Consider the following 230-nt stretch of genomic DNA (forward strand, 5'->3'; position numbering starts at 1 on the left):
TGGCGGAAGCGCCGCTTCGAATGGAGCGGCCCTACCCGCCGGAGATGGCCTTATCGCAGCAGATTCCGTTCGGATGGGCCGAAGTGAGATGCGTCTTCAAAATGGCGCGAACGCTGGAAAATTGCCAGGTCGTTTCGGAGTCTCATCCGGTTGGTTTTGGCGGTGCCACATTGAGAGCGTTGAGAACGGCTGATGTTGCCTTCGTTGAGGGGGAAGATTCTCCTCGCGCT

At 58.3% G+C, this 230-nt stretch carries 1 protein-coding gene; it reads left to right on the forward strand.

Annotation, left to right across the window (positions count from 1 at the left end):
- Positions 1-20: 20 nt before the first annotated feature.
- On the forward strand, positions 21-230 hold a 210-nt coding region (locus tag CVH10_RS27195), incomplete at its 3' end, for an energy transducer TonB (protein WP_219925143.1).

Origin of the sequence: Halomonas sp. ND22Bw (assembly GCF_003011945.1) — a bacterium.
Taxonomy (GTDB): Bacteria; Pseudomonadota; Gammaproteobacteria; order Pseudomonadales; family Halomonadaceae; genus Halomonas; species Halomonas halophila.